This is a genomic window from Betaproteobacteria bacterium (assembly GCA_016791345.1).
GTDB lineage: Bacteria > Pseudomonadota > Gammaproteobacteria > Burkholderiales > JAEUMW01 > JAEUMW01.
Genome location: JAEUMW010000270.1, coordinates 1 through 4,991 on the forward strand (window position 1 = coordinate 1; position 4,991 = coordinate 4,991).

Sequence of the window (4,991 nt, forward strand, 5' to 3'; positions counted from 1 at the left end):
TCGAGGATGTCGACGATCAGGAGATCGCCGGGCTCTGCCCCTTCGACGTGGAAGGGGCCGGACAGGACGTGCACGCCGGGCAGCGGCGCGTGCCGGATGTCATCGGCGGAGTCGTCGTTCCTGATCGCGCCGTCGAACCACTCGCGGCAATCCGCACGGAATACGTCGCCCGGCTTGACCCGTGCCGCCGCTGGGATGTCCGGGTGCCACCGATTGTGTCCGACGAGTTTCTGCTCCGTGAACTTCTTGCTGTTGTCCAGTGGAAAGATATTCTTGGGCATGGCGAAACCTCTCGCTCGTTGGACGCGTGCATGGCGCGTCGATGTCTCGGTTTCCTCTCCCTGCGAAATCGGTTGAAGCTGACAGCTGGTCCAGCCGCAGCACCGCGTCGTCGCGGCGCCCGCCGCCGACCGGTTACGGTCTCGGCAGGCGGGCGAGCGCGGGCGTCAACCGCGCAACCGGCGTTGATCTGCGCGCGCCGGTCGCCGGCAACGAGCTCACCACGTCGGGCTCGAAGCGGCTCTTGTCTGCGCGATCGATCGCGCCGAACACGGCCGCGCGCACACCCCGTCGCACCATCGGCACCGAGATCACACGGCGCGCCGACGCACCGCACTCGGCGCATGTCACTGACTGCGGCGCCGTGCCCATCGGCAGGTGCACCTCGAACACGCCATCCCGATCGCACTGGTATTCGTAGATCGCCACGGCACGCCTCCTTCGAACGGACTGCGCGGATGCGAGCACGGTGCTTTCGCGGCCGCTCGCTGCTGGTCAGGTTTGAATCGTAGAAGCCGCCTGCACGAGCCGAATCCCTTGCATGGGGGAATCCGCTTCACCCGACCGGATGAAGTCGTTTTCACCTGATCGGGTGAGTCGGAATCGACCCGATTCCGCCACCAAAGTGAAGGCGCGACTAGCCGCAGGACGCAGGGCGCAGAGGAGAACGCAGGCGTGACGGCGACCGTGGTCAGTCGCTGGCGGCGCAGATGCGCGCGTGCAGATGGACGAGTTCCACCTGTCCGTGCGTGTTGGTCTTCTGGAAAATCTGCTTGAGGTGGCTGCGCACGGTGTTCTCGGAGACGTGCAGTTTCCTCGCCGTCTCCGTCAGCGAATGGCCGCTGACGATCATGACGCCGACGCGGGCCTGCGCAGGACTCAGCCCGAACTGCCTGACGAATGAGCAGGTGCGCAGGTCGTGATCGAGTCCGGGATTGGGCGCGGTGATGAGGACGAGCGCGGTGAACTCGCCGGAAGCGGCATCGAAGACGTCGCCTGCCGGATGCAGCGACACCATCGATGGATGTCTGCTGCACGGCACCGACAGCATCACTGCGCGTGTCGCGTCGCCTGCGGGCTGCACCGTCCGGGCGGCGGCGACATCACGGATCGCCTGTCGCAGCGTGGCGCGGTCTGCCGGCAGCGCCGCCGTCACCACCCCCGCGTCGAGGCAGAGGCCGACACTTTCCAGGGCTTGCGCCGTGGCGCTGCGGTTGCCGTGCACGAGTTGCCCGTCGCGATCGACGAGCAGGCAGGGATGCGGATGGTGATCGATGACCCCTGTCAACACCCTGACGAGGTCGGCTGCCTCGCGCTGCCGCCAGCGATTGCCCAGCGCGAGCGACACGTGCGCGAGCACGGTCCTCAAGTTTGCCTTCTCGCGCTCGCCGAAAGCAGGCTGGTCCTGTCCGCGCAGCAGGTTTACGTAATGGATGAGCGGGCCGTGGCGGACGGCGACCCCCGCCACGCAATGCAGCAACCCCCTGGGTTCGAGCAGGGCCCGATAGAAGTCGGTCTTGACGAGGTCGCGATTACTCAACACCTCGTCGCCGGTGAGGACGCGGCCGGGCGTGTATTCGTCGCTCGACAGAAACCAGGGATTGCGCGGCGCGAATTCCGCGTAGGCGCTGCGAAAGCCAGGGCTCGCCGGCGTGTCGCAGAGGACCTCGCCATGACCCGATACAAAATGATGGCGCGAGAGCGTCGCCAGTCGCGCGTCCATGCGATCGCGCAGCAGCGCCAGCGCTTCCGTCATGTCGCCGCCCGCGTTGGACGAGGCGTGGATACGGTAAAGAAGCGGTTCCAGTTCCAACTCCCGGTACCAACTCCGGTTGTCCGTCACGATGCGCGGACCCCGTGTCGCGGTGATCTTTCGCGATCACCGAAGCGAGCCTTGCAGGATGGCAGGAGGCCGTGCAGCCATTCTTAGGCTATCGCGGGCAAAGTCAACCCCGGTGGCGGGGCCCGACCGGCCGCCGCAAGCAGCGGCCGGGAAACGTCAGAACAGCACGCGCGCGAGCAGCAGTCCGGTCGTTACCGCCACGATGGTCGCGATCAATCCCGGAATCATGAACGAGTGATTCAGGATGTACTTCCCGATCTTCGTGGTCCCCGACAGGTCGAAGTTGATCGCGGCGATCAGCGAGCCATAGGTCGGAATGAAGAAATAGCCGTTGACCGACGGAAACATCGCGATCAGGAACTGCGGCGGAATGCCCAGGGCAAGGCCGAGCGGCATGAGCGCACGCGTGGTTGCCGCCTGACTGTAGAGCAGCACCGAGGCGAAGAAGAGACCGAAGGCGAACGTCCACGGCGCGATTTCCGCCCAGTGCCCGATGGCTGGCACGATCACCTCCTTGTGAGCGGAGATGAAACTGTCGCCCAGCCAGGCGAGGCCGAAGATGCCGATGACCGCGACCACGCCGGCGCGCAGCGTGGGCGTCTTCGGCACCTCGTTCACGTCGATCCTGGTGAACATCAGCATGATCGCCGCCACCGCCATCATCACCACCTCGATCACGATCGGCATCGGGAGCGCAGCCTTGGCACCCGGAAGTGTTCTCAGCCCGGGAAAGAAACCGAATGCCACGACCAGCGCGACACCTGCGAGAAAGAGGAACGCCGACAGTTTCGCCGTCGGCTTGAGCTGCGCCTTTCCGGCAACCTTCGGTGGCGGCACCTCGCCGGCCTTGAGTCGCGCCTGGTATTCCGGATCGTTCTTGAGGTCCTTGCCGACGAACATCGAAACGATCGCCGCCGCGACCACGCCGGTGAGCGTTGCCGGCACGCAGATCATGAGGATCTGCGGCAGACCCCACGGCAGGCCCTTCTCGGCGAAGAGCCCGATCATCGCCGCCGTCGCCGCGGCGACGGGACTTGCCGTGATCGCCTGCTGTGAGGCGATCGTCGCCACCGCCATCGGCCGCTCGGGGCGGATGCCGCTCTGGTGCGCGGTCTCATAGATGACGGGCAGCAGCGGATACACGATGTGCCCGGTGCCGGCGACGAAGCAGAAGCTCCAGGTGGTGAGCGGCGCGACGACGGTGACGTATTTCGGGTTTGCGCGGATGATCCGCTCGGCCACGCTCACCAGGAAGTCGATGCCCCCCGCGGCATCCATGACCGAGGCAGCCATGATCACCGCCAGGATGATCAGCATCACGTCGATCGGCGGCGAGGTGGGCGTGACGCCGAAGCCGGCGATCAGCACCAGCAACCCCACTGCCCCCCACAGTCCGAGTCCGACACCGCTGTAGCGCGCGCCCATCCAGATGGCCGCGAGCACGACGATGAACTGCAGCGCAATTGTCAGAGTCATGATTACTCTCCTTGTTGTTCGCCTGCAGCCCTCCCTATTGTTCGAAAGTGGGATGGATCAGGTTGTCGAAGGAGAACACCTCGTCCCATTTCTCCTGCGTGAGGAGCTTGCGTTCCTTGACCACGATGTCGTGCAGGGACTTGCCGCTCTGGTAGCCCTCGCGCGCGATCTCGGCGCACTGCTTGTAGCCGAGCAGGGGCTTGAGCGCGGTGACGATGCCGAGCGAGTTGAGCACCATGTCGCGCGTGCGCTCCGCATTGGCCGTGATGCCCTCGATGCAATGGATGCGCAGGCTGTTGACCGCGTTCTCCATCGTGAAGATGGACGTGAAGAGCGCGAAAGTGATCACCGGCTCCATCACGTTCAGCTGCAGCTGGCCGGCGGACGCAGCGAGTGTGACAGTGAGGTCGAGACCGATGACGAGGAAGCCGGTCTGATTCACCACCTCCGGCATCACCGGATTCACCTTGCCCGGCATGATCGACGAGCCGGGCTGCATCTGCGGCAGGTTGATCTCGTTGAACCCGCAGCGCGGACCCGAGGCCAACATGCGGATGTCGTTGCAGATCTTGGTGAGTTTGACCGAGGTGCGCTTCAGCACGCCGGAGAGCAGCACATAGGCGCCGGTGTCGGACGTCGCCTCGACCAGGTCGCCCGCCAGAATGAACTGGATGTCGGTCAGCTCGGAAAGATAGCGCGTGGCGAGTTCCGGATAGCCGGGTGCGGCAGTCACTGAGGTGCCGATCGCAGTGGCGCCCAGATTGATCTCGCGCAGCAGCTGCCGGACCTCGGTGATGCGCTGGACCTCCTCGCCGATGGTCGTCCCCCAGCCGCGGAATTCCTGCCCGAGCGACATCGGCACCGCGTCCTGCAGGTGCGTGCGCCCCATCTTGAGCACGTTCTCGAACTCCTTGGCCTTTGCCAGAAAGGCGTCCTGCAGCCGGCGCAGCGCGTCCATATAGCTCGAAAGCCTGAGGATCAGCGCCAGCCGAAACGCCGTCGGGTACATGTCGTTCGTCGACTGTCCGAAGTTGACGTGGTCGTTCGGATTCACATGCTGATACTCGCCCTTCTTGTGGCCGAGCTTTTCCAGCGCGAGATTGGCGATCACCTCGTTGGCGTTCATGTTGGTCGAGGTGCCGGCACCGCCCTGGATGAAGTCGGTGACGAACTGGTCGAGCATCTCGCCCGCGATCAGGCGGTCGCACGCGCCGATGATGGCATTGGCCACCTTGGCGTCGAGCACGCCGAGATCGCGATTGGCCAGCGCTGCCGCCTTCTTGGCGTAACCGAATGCCTTGACGAAATACGGCTCTGCCGACATCGAAATGCCGGTGATGTGGAAATTCTCCTTGCCGCGCAGCGTCTGCACGCCGTAGTAGACATCGTCCGG

General features: G+C 64.9%; 5 protein-coding genes. All 5 read right to left on the bottom strand.

The window, feature by feature from the left end; genetic code table 11:
- The coding region (locus JNK68_10785; GenBank protein ID MBL8540844.1) for an acetamidase/formamidase family protein at positions 1–281 on the bottom strand (281 nt) is incomplete at its 3' end.
- Between the two features lie 133 nt (positions 282–414).
- Complete coding sequence (locus JNK68_10790) at positions 415–708, bottom strand: zinc ribbon domain-containing protein (GenBank protein MBL8540845.1); 294 nt, start codon at positions 706–708, stop codon at positions 415–417.
- 262 nt (positions 709–970) lie between these two features.
- On the bottom strand, positions 971–2,122 hold the full coding sequence (locus JNK68_10795) for a helix-turn-helix transcriptional regulator (protein ID MBL8540846.1): 1,152 nt from the start codon (positions 2,120–2,122) through the stop codon (positions 971–973).
- 156 nt (positions 2,123–2,278) lie between these two features.
- Complete coding sequence (locus tag JNK68_10800) at positions 2,279–3,598, bottom strand: anaerobic C4-dicarboxylate transporter (protein MBL8540847.1); 1,320 nt, start codon at positions 3,596–3,598, stop codon at positions 2,279–2,281.
- Positions 3,599–3,632: 34 nt separating this feature from the next.
- A partial coding sequence (locus JNK68_10805; GenBank protein MBL8540848.1) for an aspartate ammonia-lyase occupies positions 3,633–4,991 on the bottom strand: 1,359 nt, incomplete at its 5' end.

Excerpts from the sequence above, each read along its gene's own strand:
- JNK68_10800 (MBL8540847.1), bottom strand. The coding sequence starts at position 3,598 with ATGACTCTGACAATTGCGCTGCAGTTCATCGTCGTGCTCGCGGCCATC.